Source organism: Frigoribacterium sp. PhB116, from assembly GCF_004364285.1.
Taxonomy (GTDB): domain Bacteria; phylum Actinomycetota; class Actinomycetes; order Actinomycetales; family Microbacteriaceae; genus Frigoribacterium.
The window spans coordinates 1-15,317 of sequence record NZ_SOBE01000002.1; the positions used below are offsets into that span (position 1 = coordinate 1).

Genomic DNA, 15,317 nt, shown 5'->3' on the forward strand with positions numbered 1-15,317 from the left:
CCTACGGACGCCCGAGGAGGCGTGACGCACCCTGCCAGGGAACGCCCGGCGCACGAAGCACCCCGGAGTGGGGGGGGGGGCCCCCCCCCCCCGGGGGGGGCGGGGGCCCCGGGGGGGGGGGGGGCCGGGGGGGGGGGGGGGGGGGGGGGGGGGCCCCGCCCCCCCCCCCCCCCGGCGGGGGGGGGCGCCCCCCCCCCCCCCCGCCCCCCCCCCCCCCCCCCCCCCCCGGGGGGGCCCCCCCCCCCCCCCCCGGGGGGGGGCCCCCCCCCCACTCCGGGGTGCGGCGCGAGCGGCGGTTGTCGGCCGGGCCGGGCGGCCGGGGCGGGCTGGGTCAGGAGGCGCGCTCACGCAGCAGCGCCGCCTCCTCGTCGGGGGTGAGACCGGCACGGCGTGGACGGTCGACGCCGCGCGCGATCTCGTCGTCGCGCACTCGGGTCATCGTCTCGGCGAGGGGGCGGGTGGTCCCGCCCGCGGCACGGAACGCGGCCGTGCTGCGCCGGGCGAAGCCGGACGCCTCGAGCGGCAGCCAGAGCGGGAGCGACCGGGGTCCCGCCCACCACCGCACGTCGTGCTCGAGCAGCCAGGCGTCGTCGACCGCCACGAGCTCGACGTCGGTGCCGGACGCGACCCGCGCCTCCTCGATCACCTCGGCCAGGGGCACGGGCTCGCCGGCGGCGGTGAAGGCTCCGAGGAGGCGGTCGCGACCCGCCAGCACCACCCACGCCGCGAGGTCGGCCACGTCGATCACCTGCGCCCAGCGTCCCTCGGTCGTGGGCACGAGCATGAGGCCGCCCCGCAGCATCCGCGCGGGCCAGTGGCCGAACCGGTCGCTCGGGTCGCCCGGACCCACGACGAGCGAGGGCCGGACGACGAGGAGGCGGTCGCCCAGCCGGGCGGCGGAGGTGCGCTCCGCCCAGGCCTTCTGCTGCGCGTAGAGGTCGGGAGCGGCGTCGTCGGGGCGCTCGCCGACCGCGACGAGCTCGGCGGACTCGTCGGCGCCCGGCTCGTCGTCGCGGGCGTGGACGCTGACGGACGAGACGAGGGTCCAGTGCCGGGCGCGTGCGGCCAGGGCGTCCAGCGCGCCCTCGACGAGGCCGGGCGTCGTCGCGAGCTCGACGACCTCGTCCCACTCGTGGTCGACGCGGGCCACCGCGTCGTAGGCGCCGGGGCGGGTGCGGTCGGACCGGACCAGCGCTGCTCCCTCAGGGGCGCCTCCTGTGCTGCCTCGGGCGAGGCAGGTGACGTCGGCTCCGTCGGCCACCGCCTGCCGCGCGATCTCGTGGCCGAGCCACCCCGTCCCGCCGAGCACCAGCACCTTGCGCATGCGGGCCAGTCTGCCGTGTCCGCGGCGTGCCGGCGCACGCTCCGGGACTGCGGCAGACCCCTCGGACCTGCGCAGACCCCTCCGCGCGCCGACGGGTGTGCGCGGATCCACGGGGCCCCGAGTCGTGGGGATCGCACAGGGGGCGGAGGCAGAGAGAGGGCACGACCACCACGCAGGTGGCCGTGCCCGGGTCGATGTTGTCCGCATCTGAGCTTCACGGGCAGGGGAGCGGAGCAACACCGGCCGGTGAAGACGCATGGTGACGCCTTCGACCCGGTGGACGGTACGCCCTCCGAGCGGGGCCCGTCCGCATCCCGGTCAGGGCCCGGTCGGCACCGGGGCGAGCGGACGCCGGGATCGTGCACGACGCCCCCAGGTGGTGACGGTCTACCGTCGAGGACATGTCCGTCACCCTCCCTGCCCCTGGCCGCCTCGACGACCGCGCCGTCGTCGTCACCGGAGCGAGCTCCGGGATCGGCCGCGAGGCCGCCCGGGCGCTGTCGGAGCTCGGCGCGACCGTCGCCGTCGTCGGCCGGAACCCGGACCGCACCCGCGCGGTCGCCGACGAGGTCGGCGGCACCGCCTACCTCGCCGACTTCGCCGACCTCGCCTCGGTGCGCTCGCTCGCCGACCAGCTCCTGGCCGACCTGCCCCGCATCCACGTGCTCGCCAACAACGCCGGGGCCACGATCGCGGAGCGTCAGCGCACCTCCGACGGGTTCGAGCTGACGTTCCAGGGCAACCACCTGGCGCCGTTCCTGCTGACCTCGCTGCTGCTGCCGCGCATGGTCGAGACGGCGGCCGACCACGCGCCCGGCACGGTGCGCGTGGTCCAGACCTCCAGCGCCGGCAACCTCTTCGGCCGGGTCGACCTGGCCGACCTCGACGGCGACCACGAGCGCTGGTACGGCGGGTTCCGCGCCTACGGCACCTCGAAGCTGCTCAACATCCTCTTCACCCGCGAGCTCGCCCGTCGCCTCGGCAGCACGGGGGTCGACGCGTTCGCGTTCCACCCCGGCTTCGTCGCCTCGGGCTTCGGCGGGAACGGCCCCGTCGCCACCTTCGCCAAGCGCGCGGCCGTGTCGACCGAGCAGGGGGCCGAGCCCCTGGTGCGCCTCGCGGCGGCGCCGACGGTGCCCGCCCCGACCGGCAACTACTTCGACCGGCTCCGCGCGCCGGGCCGCGTCGCGGCGCAGGCCGGCGACCGCGACCTGATGCGCGACCTCTGGGAGCGGAGCGCCGATCTGCTCGGCATCCCGTCCGACCCGCTCGCCTGAGCAGGAGCACGGGGGAGGCGCGGGTCAGGTGATCCTGACCCGCGCCTCCGTCGTCCCTTGCGTCCTCGACGCGGCTCGCGTCAGTACGCGACGGAGATGTGCTCGCGCCGGTGCGCCGGCGTCTCGAGCTCGTCGACGATCGCGAGCGCGAAGTCGGCGCCGCTGACGGCGGAGACGCCGGCCTCGTCGGTGAAGGCGACCTCGCCGCCGACGCGGTAGCGGCCCAGCGCATCGCCGGGCGCGTACGCACCGAACTGCATCGCGGGCGACACGAACGTGAAGTCCAGCGACTCGGCACTGGCGAGCAGCTCGCCGAGCACCTCGTTCATCTGCAGCGCCTCGCCGGCGTACTCCGGCGGGATCTGGCCGGTCTCGGCCTGGCGTGGTCCGCCCTCCTCGAGGCGCAGCGAGCTGTAGCCGCCGACGACGACGAAGCGGGCGCCGTGCTGCTCGGCGAGGGTCGCGAGCTCGCGGTCGACCTCGACGATGCGTCCGTCGAGCTCGCCTCGGGGCGAGAGGCTCGAGACGACGACCTCGGCGTCGGCGACGGCGCGGGCGCGCACGTCGGCGTCCACCAGCGACCCGGTCTCGTAGCGGACGCCCTCGACGCGGGCCTCCTCGGCGGGCACGCTGCGGCTGACCGAGACGACCTCGTGGCCGCGGCGCGCGGCCTCGGCGACGATCGCGCTGCCGGCGTAGCCGGTCCCTCCGACGACGGTGATGCGGCTCATGACGTTCTCCTTCTGGTTCTTCTGTCCGTGGGGCTTCGCGGCTACGCTAGGTCCATTGGTCACTGATGGGAAGTAGGCACTTTTTGGTAACCATCACCAGCTCAGAGGCTGCCCCGGCGGCTGCTCCCGCTCCTCCTGCGGGCGGTCCGCCCCCGCTCGACCCGTACGCCGCGGGCTGCCCGTCGCGCCGTCTGCTCGACCGCATCGGCGACCGCTGGACGGTGCTCGTCGTCGGCTCCCTCGGCACGGGCCCGCTGCGCTTCTCCGACATCCGGAGGCGCGTCGAGGGCATCTCGCAGAAGATGCTGACGCAGACCCTCCGGGGGCTCGAGCGCGACGGCCTCGTCACCCGAACCGTCTTCGCCGAGGTCCCGCCGCGCGTCGTCTACGAGCTGACGGAGGCGGGCGAGACGCTCCGGACGCCGCTGCGCGCCCTAGAGGAGTGGTCGATCGCCCACTTCGGGCAGGTGTCCGGCGCCTGGGCCGAGTACGACGAGAGGGCAGGCGGAGGCGCGGAGGGCTGACGCAGGAGGCCGGCGGCCCTGCAGGCCCGGTCGTGGGCACCGGGGTGGACGCAGCCCGGCACGAGTCGTATGGTCGACCCGTGATCATCACCGCAGTCGCGCTGCCCTCGGGGCGTCAGGAGGTCGTCGGCGCACTCTCCGCCGGCGGCAGGTAGTCGCACAGTCGACACCCCCTCCCTCCTCCCCTGATCACTGCTCATGTGCGCCGTCGTGCGCGCACCTCCTCGCCCCTCTACGTGCCTGCCTGCCGTCGAGTGGTCACTTCTCGTCCGTCCCCGTCGTGGGATCGACCGGAGCTGACCACTCGTCGTGCGGGCACGTCCTGACGGGGCCGGGGCAGGTGCGCGCGGCCCGATGCCCGAGCACCCCTACCGACTGGTGAATCCCTGATGCTGCCCCTGACCGCCTCCGCCCTCCGCACCTCCTTCGCGAACGCCTCGCGCAAGGAGACCTCCGACCTCGTGCTCCCGCCCGACCTCGACGCCCTCGACTGGGACTCCCTCGAGTTCGTCGGCTGGCGCGACCCGAAGCTGCCCCGCCGGGCCTGGGTCGTCGTGCCCGTCGACGGCGAGCCCGTCGGCCTCGTGCTGCGCCAGGCCGAGGCCACGCCCCGGTCCCGCGCCCAGTGCAGCTGGTGCCAGGACGTGACCCTGCCCGCTCCGGTCGCCTTCTTCAGCGCGAAGCGGGCCGGTGCTGCCGGACGCAACGGCGACACCGTCGGCACCCTCGTCTGCGCCGGGTTCGAGTGCAGCGCGAACGCCCACCGCCCGCCGCCGCCCGCGTACCTCGGCTTCGACGTCGCGGCCGCCGTCGAGCAGCGCGTGCTCAGCCTGCGCGAGCGGACCGCCGGGTTCGCCCGGACGGTGGTCGACGGGCGCTGACCAGCACGCGAGGGCGTGAAAGGTCAGCCGAGGAGGCGCCCCACGGCCACACGCACGATCGCGCGCTGGGCGTCTACGTCGGGCGTCCGCGGCTGGTCGTCGGGCAGGCCCGGCAGCTGCACCCACGCCGACGCGATCGCCAGCACGAGGGCGAAGAGGTCGTCGGGCGACCACGGCGGTGCCCCCGCCGACGCAGCTGTCGCGTCCACCGCCAGGCTGGCGCCGACGAGGCGCTCGAGGTGACCGACGGAGGTGGCCCGCACGCTCTCGAGGACCCCGAACGACGCCGCCCAGTCGTGCCGCTGCTCGAGCCGGGCCCAGGCGAGGAGGCGCTGGTTGGCGGGATTGTCGACGAGGTGGTCGAAGACGGCGACCGCGAAGTCCTCCACCGAGGCGAAGTCGGCCGAGGCGGCCTGGCCGAGGTGGGCGAAGGACGCGTTCAGCACCGCGGTGAAGAGCGACTCCTTGTCGCCGTAGTGCGCGTAGAGCCGCTCCTTGCTGCAGGCGGCCGCCGCGGCGATCCGGTCGACGCGGGCACCGGCGAGGCCGTGCTCGGCGAACTCCGCCGTGGCCGCCGCGAGGATGCGGCGGCGCGTCTCGTCCGCGTCGTAGGCCATGCGGCGAGAGTAGCCCCTTACAAAGCCAACCAACTAGTAGGTAGTATCGCCAGGTCCACGACGGCCGCCCGTCGTGCGGCCCCCCCGGAGCCCGGGGCCCAGAACCAGGAGAACAGTGACCACCTCAGCAGCACGGCCCGCCACCGGGTCGCACCAGACCGCACCTCCGTCCGACGCGCCCGCGTCCGCCCGCCGTTGGTGGGTGCTCGTCATCGTCGGGCTCGCGCAGCTCGTCGTCGTCCTCGACGGCACCATCGTCAACATCGCCCTGCCGCAGGCCCAGGCCGAGCTCGGCCTCTCGGACGAGAACCGCCAGTGGGTCGTCACGGCCTACGCCCTCGCCTTCGGCGCTCTGCTGCTGCTCGGCGGTCGCATCGCCGACTTCTGGGGCCGCAAGCGCACCTTCATCGTCGGCATGGTCGGCTTCGGCGCCGCGTCGGCCTTCGGCGGTCTCGTCTCGACCGGCGAGCTGCTCGTCACCGCCCGTGCGCTGCAGGGCGTCTTCGCCGCGCTGCTCGCCCCGGCCGCCCTCGCCGTGCTCACCACGACCTTCTCCCGGGGGCGCGAGCGCAACACCGCCTTCGCCGTCTTCGGCGCCATCTCGGGTGCGGGCGCGGCCGTCGGCCTCGTGCTCGGCGGCGTCCTCACGGAGTTCGTCAGCTGGCGCTGGTGCCTCCTCGTCAACGTGCCGATCGTGATCGTCGCGATCGTCGCCGCCGCGCTCGTCGTGCGCGAGAGCAAGGCCGAGGGCGACAACCGGCTCGACGTCGTCGGCACGGTCGTCGTGGCCCTCGGCCTCGCGTCGCTGGTCTACGGCTTCACCCAGGCCGAGGACGGCTGGGGCAGCCCCGTCGTGATCGGCTTCATCTCCCTCGGCGCCGGCCTGCTCGCCCTGTTCGTGCTCGTCCAGAAGCGCAGCGACCACCCCCTCCTGCCCCTCGGCGTGCTCACGAACCGCGTGCGCGGCGGGGCGTTCCTCGTCCAGCTGATCGTCGGCAGCGTCATGATCGGCGCCCTGCTCTACCTGACGTTCCACCTGCAGATCGTGCTGGGCTTCGGCCCGCTCGAGGCCGGTCTCGCGACCCTGCCGATGACGCTCGTCATCATGGTGATGGCCCCGGTCCTCACGAAGCTGCTGCCGGTGATCGGACCGCGCCTCCTGATGATCGTCGGGCCGATCGTGGCCGCCGCGGGCCTGTTCTGGCTGTCGTTCATCACGGCCGACGGCGGGTACGCGACGCACGTGCTGCCCCCGCTGATCGTCATGGGCGTCGGCCTGGCGGGGATCTTCGTGCCGATGCAGAACCTCGCGCTGGCCGGGGTCGCGCCGCACGAGGCCGGCGCGGCCAGTGCCACCTCGAACGCGATGATGCAGATCGGCGGCTCGATCGGGCTCGCGGTCTACACGAACCTGTACGCGTCGGCCGTGGCCGGCAGTACCGCGGGCGGGCTCGGAGCGCTCGTGGACGGCTACTCGGCGGCGTTCGTCGCGGCCGCGGTCGCCGCGTTCGTCGCCGCGCTGATCTCGTTCTTCATGATCCGCGGCACGAAGGAGGAGCTGCTCCCGAGCGGCCCCGTCGTGCACCTGGGCTGAGCCCGTCCACGCGAGGGAGGCGCGGTGTCGGTCTGACCGGCACCGCGCCTCCTCCGTCTCGGGGGCCTGACACCACCGAGTGGGCGCAACACCGCCTCAGCGGGCGGTGTTCCGTTCACTCGGCGGTGTCGGAGCAGGCCCGTCGCCGCGAGCAGAGGGGGCGAGCGGCCGGGCTACTCGGCCTTCTCGGTCTGCCACTTCTCGGGGGCACGGTCGCCGTTGGGGCGGACCGGGCGCACGTCGCCGACGATCGGGATGGCGCGCTTGCGCAGGGCCCACATGTAGCGGACGAAGAAGTGGGTCAGCGTCGACAGGCGGTTGCCGTTGCCGAGCAGGCTCGTGATGTGCACGAAGACCCAGAGCAGCCAGGCGACGGGCCCGGTCATCGTGAAGCCGTTCGGCAGCTGCACCACGGCCGCGTTCGTGCCGACCGTGGCCATCGTGCCCTTGTCGTGGTACTTGAACGGCGTGGACGGCTTGCCGGCGAGGAGGCGCTCGATCTGTTCGCCGATGTGCTCGCCGCCCTGGATGGCCGGCTGGGCGAGCTGAGCGAGGGCGTCGTCGGTGGCCGCGATGTCGCCGGCGGCCCAGATGCGGTCGAGGCCCTTGACCGTGAGGTCGTCGTTGACCTGGATGCGGCCGCCGTGGGTCTGCGGGACGCCCCACGCGGCGACCTCGGCGTGCGCGGCGACGCCGGTCGCCCACACGACGAGCTCGGCGGGGATGAACTCGCCCGACGTGGTGTGCACGCCGTCGGGCGTGACCTCGTCGACGCCCGTGTCGAGCCGCAGGTCGACGCCGCGCTTGCGCAGCACCTTCGCGGCGTAGCGACGGAGGCGCGGCGCGAACGGCTTGAGGAGCTCGCCGCTGCGGTGCACCAGCGTGATCGTGATGCTCGAGGCGTCGATCTCGGGGTAGGCGTCCTTGAGGGCCTGGTCGCGCAGCTCGGCCAGTGCTCCGGCCATCTCGACGCCGGTCGCGCCGCCGCCGACGATGACGACCCGCACCTCGCCGCTGCCCTGCGACGCCGCCGCGTTCTCGAGCTGCGTGAAGAGCTCGTCGCGGATGCGGAGGGCCTGCGAGCGGGAGTACATCGAGTAGGCGAACTCGTAGGCGCCCTTGGTGCCGAAGTAGCTCGTGTTCACGCCGTTCGCGAGGACGAGCGCGTCGTACGAGATCTCCTCGCCGTCACGGAGCGTGATGACGCGCTCGTCGGCCCGGACGGTCGTGAGGAGCCCGTGCCGGAAGTCGGCGTTCGACTGCTTCGAGCGGAGGCTGCGGAGGAAGTACGTGACGTCGCCGGCGTTCAGGCCTCCGGTCGCGACCTGGTACATGAGCGGCTGGAACATGTTGTAGACGTGCCGGTCGATCAGCGTGATGTCGACGTCGGCGTCCTTGAGGGCGCGCATCGTCGCGATGCCGGCGAAGCCGCCGCCGACCACGACGACGTGGGGCCGGGTGACGTGCTCGTCGGAGGTGCGGTCGTCGGACATGAGGGTGCTCCTGCGGGGTGCTCGGTTCGTGGCGGAGGTCGCCGGTGACCCCGATCTGCAGGCGGCTGGTTCCTCCGCCCGTGTCAGGTTACTCGCCTGCGAGGTGCCCTCGGACACCCTTCTGCAGGCTGCGCAACGACTGTTGTCCAGCGAGGGAGAGCGGTCCTCGCGGGGCAGGGCGGCGTAGCGTCGTCGTCACCGGATCAGAGGGCCCCGCGCGAGCGGACGGCCGAGGGGGTACAACGTCGTGACAGGACACCACCGTCGAGGCTGCCGCGTGCGGGGCGAACGTCCGTGAAGGGCTACGTCCTCTGGCGTCGGGACGCGTCGCCCGTCGTCCGCCGCGACCGCGAGGGCGACGACCGCCTGCGGCTGGTGGCGTCCCTCGAGGACCTCGTGCCCCTCGGCGCCGAGATCGCCGGGCTCGTGATCGACGACGACACGGACACGGACACGGGCCACGGGACGCAGGACGCGTCGTCGTCGGCCGACCCGGACCCGGACGACCGGCCGCTCGCGCCCGTCGTCCCGCTCTTCTCCGCCGACCGTCCCGCTCGTCGCCGTCGCCGCCTCCACCGCTGACGTCGAGCTCTCGGGCTCGGGCTAGGGTCGTGACGACCGTCGCGCACCGGGCCGACGGCAGTCGAGGAGGCGCGCAGCCGTGACCGAGGTCGTCCTGTTCCACCACGCCCAGGGCCTGACCCGCGGGGTCGTCGCCTTCGCTGACGCGTTGCGGGCCGCCGGCCACGTCGTGCACACGCCCGACCTGTACGAGGGGCGCACCTTCGACTCCATCGACGAGGGCCTCGAGTTCGTGCACGGCCTCGGCGTCGGCGAGGTCGCCGCCCGCGGGGTCCGCTCGGCCGCCGACTTCGACGCCGACGTCGTCTACGCGGGCTTCTCGCTGGGCGTGCTGCCCGCGCAGCACCTGGCGCAGTCGCGCCCCGGTGCCCGCGGCGCGCTCTTCTTCCACGCCTGCGTGCCCGCGGCCGAGTTCGGCACCTGGCCGGCCGGCCTCGCCCTGCAGGTGCACGGCATGGACCACGACCCCTTCTTCGCCGACGAGGGCGACCTCGACGCCGCCCGCGAGCTCGTGGCCCAGCTGCGGGCCGACGACCCCGGGGCCGACGCCGAGGTCTTCACCTACCCCGGCAGCGAGCACCTCTTCGCCGACTCGTCGCTGGCCGCGTACGAGGCGGCCGCGTCGGCGCTGCTCACGGAGCGCGCGCTCGCGTTCCTCGCACGGCACTAGCGGAGGGTCGGCGAGAGGCGGCGACCGGGCGGGCCGAGGTCTGCCTGGGTCCTCGCCCGCACCTCCGGGGCAGAGTGGAGCGACCGCGGCACCCCCGACGTCGGGGGCGGACCCGCGGCACTCCACGAGAGAGGGACCAGACATGGGCGACACCACGAACGCACGCGACGACGACACGACGACCGGGACGGGCGTCGACGCAGGCTCCGGCGTCGAGGACGACGGCCGGTCGCCCCTCGGCCAGCAGGGCGCCTTCCGCGACGCGGAGGGGACGAGCGCCGACACCGAGTCGTCCGAGCAGGACGGCACGGAGAGCGTGCCGCGCGCGGGCGGCGGCCCGGCGCCGACGGACGGCACGGGCACGAGCGGCACGGGCGTGACCGGCTCGGCAGCCGTCAGCTAGTCCGCGCCGCAGTCCGCAGGAAGGCCCCGTCCCGGGAGGACGGGGCCTTCCTGCGTGTCCGGCCACCGGTGCAGAGCTGGCCCTCGACGTACCCCGTCGACCCGGACCTCGGCGGGCTCGCCGGCGCGGATTGTCACTGCTGGAGGGAGCCGTGGTCAAGCCCCCCTGCCCCTTTGTCCCCCTGATGCTCGTTCCTGGGACGAGCCTCCCCGAGCTCGGGACAGATTGAGGCGACCACAGACGACCGTGGTCACCACGGTCACGACCCTGGAGAGGTTCGACATGAGCGACACCAACGGAGACGGCGCCACGCCGTCGACCCCCGTGTACGACCAGGCCGCCGAGACCGGCTCGCCGCTCGGCGAGGCCGGTGCCTACCGCGACGTCGAGAGCAGCCTCGAGCGTCCTCTCGACGACTCGAGCGGCGGCGGGAAGGCCGACGCGGCGAAGGGCGAGGCAGGCAAGGTCGCCGGCGACGCCGCGGAGCAGGCCGCGAACGTGGCCGGCAGCGCCAAGGAGCAGGCCGGCAAGGTCGCCTCGGAGGCCGCCGACCACGCCAAGCAGCTCTTCGGCCAGACGACGTCCGAGCTGAGGGACCAGGCCGGTGCGCAGCAGGAGAAGGCCGCGGCCGGCCTCCGCACCGTCGGTCAGCAGCTCGAGTCGATGGCGCAGGGCTCCGACAGCGGAGTCGCGCAGCAGCTCGTCGGCAACCTGTCGGGCCGCGCGCACGGCGTCGCCGAGTGGCTCGAGGGGCGCGACCCGGGGTCGCTGCTCGACGACGTCAAGCAGTTCGCCGCGCGCAAGCCCGGCACCTTCATCGCGATCGCCGCGGTCTCCGGCCTGCTCGCCGGCCGCGTCGTCAAGTCGCTGACCGCCGAGGCGAAGGACGAGCACGGGGCCGCGTCGACCTCCGCCCCGAGCGCCGGCACCTCGACCACGGGCGCGGCGCAGGCCACGGGTGCCGCGCACACCACGGGCACCTCGACCACCGGCCCGATCGCCGGCGAGTACGACGTCGTCACCGAGGGCGACGTCCCCGGTCTCGGCGCGACGGGCGGCGCATCCGGCACCACCGGCACGAGCACCAGCAGCGTGCCCGGCACCTGGCCCGACTCCACGGGAGCGCGCCCGTGACCGATCCGACCACGGGGGCGGCGTACCCGTCCTCTCCCGTCGGCGGCCCGGACCCCCGGGTCCCCGGCCCCGACTCACCCGCTCCGGAGGAACGCGCGGCGAACACGTCGCTCGGCGACCTGCTGAGCGGCGTGACCGGCGACATCTCCACCCTCTTCCGCCAGGAGGTCGAGCTGGCCAAGGCCGAGCTCAGCGTCTCGGCCAAGAAGGCGGGCAAGGGCGCCGGCATGTTCGGCGGTGCCGGGCTCACCGGCCTGTTCGCCCTGCTGTTCCTGTCGCTGGCGGCCATGTGGGGCCTCGGCTCCCTCATCGGCCTCGGCTGGTCGTCGCTGATCATCGCGGTGATCTACGGCGTCGTCGCGCTCGTGCTGTTCCTGCGCGGCAAGAAGGAGCTGAAGCAGATCCAGGGGGCGCCGAAGACGGTCGACTCCCTCAAGAAGATCCCCGACACCGTGAAGCCTGGAGGCACCGCATGACCAACGCAGACGGGTCGAAGACCCCCGAGGAGATCCGCGCCGAGATCGAGCGCACCCGCGCCGGACTCAGCTACGACGTCGACACGCTGGCCGACAAGGTCGACCCGACGAGCATCGCCCACCGCCAGACCGACAAGGTCAAGGGCAGGTTGACCACCATGAAGGAGTCCGTCATGGGCACCGCCCACAGCGGCACGAGCAGCGTCTCCGGGGCAGCCTCCGGCGCCGTGGACTCGGCCGAGGAGACCGCGCATCGGGCAGTGGGCAAGGCCAAGGGCAACCCGCTCGCCGTGGGGCTCATCGCCTTCGGCGTCGGCGCGCTCGTCGCCTCGCTCATCCCCGCGTCCGACGCCGAGCAGGAGCTGGCCGCCACGGCCAAGGACAAGGCCGGGCCTGCCGTCGACGCCGCCGAGGGCGCCGCGAAGGACGTCGCGCAGAACCTGAAGGAGCCCGCCCAGGAGGCGTTCTCCAGCGTGGCGGACACCGCGCAGGAGGCGGCGGGCACCGTCAAGAGCGACGCCCAGTCGGCCGTCGGCGACGTCAAGGACAGCGCCCAGCAGTCGAAGGACACCGTCCAGGGCGCCTGAGCCCGTCACCCTCTCGAAAGGAACCACATGTTCTTCCACAAGCAAGAGCTGCAGCACAGCGCCACCCCCGACGCCCCCGACGCGGTCTACGCGCGCAAGCTCCAGGAGGTGCTGGGCGGCCAGTACGGCGAGATCACCATCGCCATGCAGTACGGCTTCCAGGCCTGGAACACGCACATCCCCGGCAAGTACCGCGACCTGCTCTACGGCATCGCCGCAGAGGAGTTCGGCCACGTCGAGATGCTCGCGATCATGATCTCGCAGCTGCTCGAGAAGGCCCCCGTCGGGCTCACCGACGAGGCCGTGCAGAACGACCCCGTCATGGCAGCCGTCATCGGCGGCACCGACGTGCAGCAGGCGATCGTCGCCGGCGCGGGCGCCCGCCCGGTCGACAGCATGGGCAACCCCTGGCAGGGCGCCTTCATCACCTCGAGCGGCAACCTGCTCGCCGACTTCACGGCGAACGCCAACGGCGAGATGCAGGGCCGTCTCCAGGCCGCGCGGCTGTACCACATGACCGACGACAAGGGCGTGAAGGACCTGCTGAGCTTCCTCATCGCCCGGGACACCATGCACCAGAACCAGTGGCTGGCCGCGATCCAGGAGCTGCAGGACGACGGGATCGAGCAGTTCCCGGTGCCGAGCACGTTCCCCCAGTCGAAGGAGGACCAGACGGTGAACTACCAGTACCTCAACTTCTCCGACGGCGAGCACGCGAAGGAGGGGTCGTGGGCCTCGGGCCCCTCGCCCGACGGCAAGGGTGAGTTCTCGTACCACGACGGTCCCACCACGACCGCGCCGATGCCCGCTCCGACCACGCCGGACGAGCGCTTCCACGGCACGACGGGCAAGCCGCCGCTGCTCGAGAAGACGAAGGGCGCCGTCAAGGACGCGCTGCACAAGGGCTGAGCGCAGACGCACGACGACCCCGTCCCCCCTCGAGGGGCGGGGTCGTCGCGCGTCGTGGCGGCAGGGGCTAGCGGCCGAGGACGATCGAGCCGGTGTGCGTGCGGATCGTGGAGGTGCGGGTGCTGAACGCGTTCAGCTGGGCGCGCACGTAGCGGCCGAGCGAGGTGCGCTGCACCGACGGCGTCACGTAGGCGCCGATGGTGACGGCGTCGCGGTGCGCGGTCGAGACGTACGAGCCCACTGGCTCGTCGCGGCGGGTGGTGCTGACGTAGCGGCCGCCGAGCGGGAACGGCTGGGCGGGGGTGGTCGATGCGGTGCGGTCCATGGGGGCCTCCTCGTTCAGGGAGACGAGGGCCGCCGGTCGACTGAGGGCGGGGTGCTCGTCTCCGTCGGCGTGAGCACCACCCTAGCTCGCTTTCTTGAATAGTTCAAAACAATGCCCCGACCGAGGAGGCGTGCGTCACGCCCCGACCAGCAGTCGCAGCCCCAGCGCCGTCATCACCACGGCGATCAGGCCGTCGAGCACGCGCCACGACGACGGCTTCGCGAAGAACGGCTTGAGGAGGCGCGAGCCGAGGCCCAGCGCCGCGAACCACAGGAAGCTGCCCGCGATGGCCCCGCCCGCCCACCACCAGCGGAGGTCGCCCGGCTGCTGGTTCGCCACCGAGCCGAGGAACACGATCGTGTCGAGGTAGGTGTGGGGGTTCAGCCAGGTGAGGGCGAGCACGGTGACGACGGCGGTCTTCCTGCTCGGCTGCACCGCACCTCCTTCGGCCTGCAGCGCGCCCGACGGCCGGATCGCCCGCCTCGCGGCGAACCCCGCGTAGACGAGCAGGAACGCGGCCCCGACGATGCGCACCACCACGAGAGCCTGCGGGGCCGCCGCGATCAAGGCCCCGACACCGGCGACCCCGGCGATGATCAGCACGGCGTCGCTCACGGCGCAGACCGCGATGACCGGGAGGACCACGCGGTTGACGCCCTGCAGGCCGATCTTCAGCACGTACGCGTTCTGTGCGCCGATCGCGACGATCAGGGCGAGGCCGGTGCCCATGCCGAACAGGGCGGGCAGCAGGAGGGAGGAGAAGGTCACGCCCTGACGCTAGGGAGCAGTCACCTCATCTCTCTAGCTCATGATCGTGATGCTGCATAAGCTCTGCTGATGATCACCTTCGCCTCGGAGCACCTCGTGACCCTCCGCGCCCTCGTCGACGAGGGCACCTTCGAGGCAGCGGCCCAGCGGCTGCACATGACGCAGTCGGCCGTCTCGCAGCGCATCAAGCAACTCGAGCGCACGGCGGGGCAGGTGCTCGTGCAGCGCACCACGCCCGTCGTGACGACCGCGGCCGGCGACGTGGTGCTGCGCTACGCCCGGCAGGTGCAGCTGCTCGCCGACGACGCGGCGGTCGAGCTGGGCGCCGGCGCGGGCGGCTCAGGAGGCGCCGGCGGGCCGGGCGGGCTCGGCACGTCGATCGCCGTGGCGGTGAACGCGGACTCGCTCGCGACCTGGTTCCTCGAGGCGCTCGCCGCCCTGCCGCCCGAGGTGGGCGCCGTGTTCGACCTGCACCGCGAGGACCAGGAGAACACGACCTCGCTGCTGCGCTCGGGCACGGTGCTCGCCGCGGTCACGTCGACGCGGGAGCCGCTGCAGGGCTGCTCGTCCGAGCCGCTCGGGCTGATGCGCTACCGCGCGGTCGCCAGTCCCGGCTTCGTCGACCGCTGGCTCGGGGGAGTGCCGACGATGGGCCGCGTCGACGCCGCGCCGATGCTCGACTTCGACCGGTCGGACCAGCTGCAGCGCGGGTTCCTCCGGGCCTCGCTCGGCTACGACCCGCGGCCGCCGCGGACGTTCGTCCCGTCGTCGGCCGACTTCGCCCGCGCCGCCCGGCTCGGCCTCGGCTGGGGGCTGCTGCCCGAGGCGCAGTGCCTCGACCTGCTCGCCGACGGGTCGCTCGTCGAGCTCGCGCCCGGCGAGCACGTCGACCTCGCCCTGTACTGGCAGCGCTGGGCCCTGTCGTCGCGGCTGCTCGACACGCTGACGGAGTCGGTGCGGCGCTCGGCGGCGGAGGTGCTGCTGCCGGCGTGAGCGGCGCCCCCGAGCACAGGAGGCGCGCG

18 protein-coding genes are annotated in these 15,317 nt (G+C 73.7%); 12 read left to right on the forward strand and 6 right to left on the reverse strand.

All coding sequences use genetic code 11. The annotated features are described in order from the left end of the window. Positions 1-331 precede the first annotated feature (331 nt). Positions 332-1,324, reverse strand: coding sequence for an NAD-dependent epimerase/dehydratase family protein (locus EDF20_RS06410; RefSeq protein ID WP_133738144.1), 993 nt, complete (start codon positions 1,322-1,324; stop codon positions 332-334). Positions 1,325-1,725: 401 nt separating this feature from the next. Between EDF20_RS06410 and EDF20_RS06415 the strand changes: the two genes are divergently transcribed. Next, complete coding sequence (locus EDF20_RS06415) at positions 1,726-2,601, forward strand: SDR family NAD(P)-dependent oxidoreductase (RefSeq protein ID WP_133738145.1); 876 nt, start codon at positions 1,726-1,728, stop codon at positions 2,599-2,601. Between the two features lie 80 nt (positions 2,602-2,681). Here EDF20_RS06415 and EDF20_RS06420 read toward each other — a convergent pair whose 3' ends face one another. After that, positions 2,682-3,332 carry an NAD(P)H-binding protein gene (locus tag EDF20_RS06420; RefSeq protein ID WP_133738146.1) on the reverse strand — a complete coding sequence of 217 codons (651 nt, stop codon included), beginning with the start codon at positions 3,330-3,332 and terminating at the stop codon, positions 2,682-2,684. Between the two features lie 191 nt (positions 3,333-3,523). Here EDF20_RS06420 and EDF20_RS06425 point away from each other — a divergent pair, with 191 nt between their 5' ends. Both EDF20_RS06425 and EDF20_RS06430 read left to right on the forward strand, forming a co-directional pair. Then, positions 3,524-3,856: a helix-turn-helix domain-containing protein gene (locus EDF20_RS06425; protein ID WP_233569146.1), complete on the forward strand. Its 333-nt coding sequence runs from the start codon at positions 3,524-3,526 to the stop codon at positions 3,854-3,856. Positions 3,857-4,245: 389 nt separating this feature from the next. Then, a complete protein-coding gene (locus tag EDF20_RS06430; RefSeq protein WP_123547545.1) occupies positions 4,246-4,737 on the forward strand; it encodes an FBP domain-containing protein in 492 nt (163 codons plus the stop codon). A 23-nt stretch (positions 4,738-4,760) separates the two neighbouring features. Here the strand turns inward: EDF20_RS06430 and EDF20_RS06435 are convergent, their stop codons facing one another. After that, positions 4,761-5,354, reverse strand: a complete 594-nt coding sequence (locus tag EDF20_RS06435) for a TetR family transcriptional regulator (RefSeq protein WP_133738147.1) — start codon at positions 5,352-5,354, stop codon at positions 4,761-4,763. A 115-nt stretch (positions 5,355-5,469) separates the two neighbouring features. Between EDF20_RS06435 and EDF20_RS06440 the strand changes: the two genes are divergently transcribed. Next, positions 5,470-6,948, forward strand: a complete 1,479-nt coding sequence (locus EDF20_RS06440) for an MFS transporter (protein WP_133738148.1) — start codon at positions 5,470-5,472, stop codon at positions 6,946-6,948. A gap of 173 nt (positions 6,949-7,121) precedes the next feature. Here EDF20_RS06440 and EDF20_RS06445 read toward each other — a convergent pair whose 3' ends face one another. Next, entirely contained in the window at positions 7,122-8,441 is a 1,320-nt protein-coding gene (locus EDF20_RS06445; RefSeq protein ID WP_123547548.1) for an NAD(P)/FAD-dependent oxidoreductase, read from the reverse strand. 294 nt (positions 8,442-8,735) lie between these two features. On the opposite strand from EDF20_RS06445, the gene EDF20_RS06450 reads away from it, so the two are divergent. The 7 genes from EDF20_RS06450 (at position 8,736) to EDF20_RS06480 (ending at position 13,202) form a co-directional block, all read left to right on the forward strand. Next, entirely contained in the window at positions 8,736-9,023 is a 288-nt protein-coding gene (locus EDF20_RS06450) for a hypothetical protein (RefSeq protein ID WP_133738149.1), read from the forward strand. 79 nt (positions 9,024-9,102) lie between these two features. Further along, positions 9,103-9,693, forward strand: a complete 591-nt coding sequence (locus tag EDF20_RS06455; protein ID WP_133738150.1) for a dienelactone hydrolase family protein — start codon at positions 9,103-9,105, stop codon at positions 9,691-9,693. A 142-nt stretch (positions 9,694-9,835) separates the two neighbouring features. Then, entirely contained in the window at positions 9,836-10,096 is a 261-nt protein-coding gene (locus EDF20_RS06460; RefSeq protein ID WP_123547552.1) for a hypothetical protein, read from the forward strand. A 282-nt stretch (positions 10,097-10,378) separates the two neighbouring features. Then, on the forward strand, positions 10,379-11,230 hold the full coding sequence (locus EDF20_RS06465) for a hypothetical protein (RefSeq protein WP_133738151.1): 852 nt from the start codon (positions 10,379-10,381) through the stop codon (positions 11,228-11,230). A gap of 119 nt (positions 11,231-11,349) precedes the next feature. Next, positions 11,350-11,706, forward strand: a complete 357-nt coding sequence (locus EDF20_RS06470) for a phage holin family protein (RefSeq protein WP_233569147.1) — start codon at positions 11,350-11,352, stop codon at positions 11,704-11,706. Then, complete coding sequence (locus tag EDF20_RS06475; protein ID WP_133738152.1) at positions 11,703-12,293, forward strand: DUF3618 domain-containing protein; 591 nt, start codon at positions 11,703-11,705, stop codon at positions 12,291-12,293. The genes EDF20_RS06470 and EDF20_RS06475 overlap by 4 nt, the downstream gene beginning before the upstream one ends. Before the next feature lie 27 nt (positions 12,294-12,320). Further along, entirely contained in the window at positions 12,321-13,202 is an 882-nt protein-coding gene (locus tag EDF20_RS06480; protein ID WP_123547556.1) for a manganese catalase family protein, read from the forward strand. Positions 13,203-13,269: 67 nt separating this feature from the next. Here the strand turns inward: EDF20_RS06480 and EDF20_RS06485 are convergent, their stop codons facing one another. Together EDF20_RS06485 and EDF20_RS06490 are read right to left on the reverse strand one after the other, a co-directional pair. Next, entirely contained in the window at positions 13,270-13,527 is a 258-nt protein-coding gene (locus EDF20_RS06485) for a hypothetical protein (protein WP_133738153.1), read from the reverse strand. A 135-nt stretch (positions 13,528-13,662) separates the two neighbouring features. Then, positions 13,663-14,256: a LysE/ArgO family amino acid transporter gene (locus EDF20_RS06490; protein WP_133738694.1), complete on the reverse strand. Its 594-nt coding sequence runs from the start codon at positions 14,254-14,256 to the stop codon at positions 13,663-13,665. Between the two features lie 108 nt (positions 14,257-14,364). Between EDF20_RS06490 and EDF20_RS06495 the strand changes: the two genes are divergently transcribed. Continuing rightward, complete coding sequence (locus EDF20_RS06495; protein ID WP_208292598.1) at positions 14,365-15,288, forward strand: LysR family transcriptional regulator ArgP; 924 nt, start codon at positions 14,365-14,367, stop codon at positions 15,286-15,288. Positions 15,289-15,317 lie beyond the last annotated feature (29 nt).